The 625-nt window shown below is 47.8% G+C and carries 1 pseudogene; it reads right to left on the bottom strand.

Features of this window, described 5'->3' with window-relative positions:
• A pseudogene (locus tag BG32_RS06950) lies at window positions 1-625 on the bottom strand (ABC transporter substrate-binding protein); the annotation flags it as partial.

Genomic DNA, 625 nt, shown 5'->3' with positions numbered 1-625 from the left:
GCGTGGCCGTAATTGTCTATGAATTCGATTGCAGCCTCGTATCTGCCAAGTACGTATTCCTCGTCGACAAATTCTTTGATGTAGTTCGGAATATGCTTTCTTTCCTTCATCTCGACAAGTTTAGCTCGGATGTCTTTCACACAAGCAGGAGCAATGGCATCTACTTCTGTGAAGGCGGGATCCATTGTAATTGAGTAAGCAGTACCGGATTCGCTGCCTTCAGTTACAAGGAGAGACATGGCTTCTGCTATCTCCCAGGCACAGCCAACTGGATGACCCGACGAAGAAACGCTTATACCTGGTGCTGCCCAGCTAGCAACTCTTTCCTTGCTTGCCGGGAAGTTGTAATCGAAGTATACGGTTATGGTGTCGTCCTCGTTCAAAACCCAACCTATGATTGTATCGAGACCACTCTTAAGAGAAGAAGAATATGCCTGTTCGTACTGGAGATCATCGTCACCCTCTTTGCTCGCCCATTCCATCTGGAATGCTTGGGCATAGAGGAGGTCAACGACCGAAATCGGCTGCCCATGGTGAAGTTTGCCAAACTTGAATTCATAGGTAGCCATGGAGATCGACTTCTTTCCTTCTCCAACTTGTAGCCAGGCTTCGTTAAACGGGCAGT

This window comes from Mesotoga sp. HF07.pep.5.2.highcov (genome assembly GCF_003666285.1).
In the GTDB taxonomy this organism is placed as follows: Bacteria; Thermotogota; Thermotogae; order Petrotogales; family Kosmotogaceae; genus Mesotoga; species Mesotoga prima.
The sequence above is the reverse complement of the archived record's forward strand: the minus strand, read 5'-3'. Positions and strand labels throughout refer to the sequence as shown.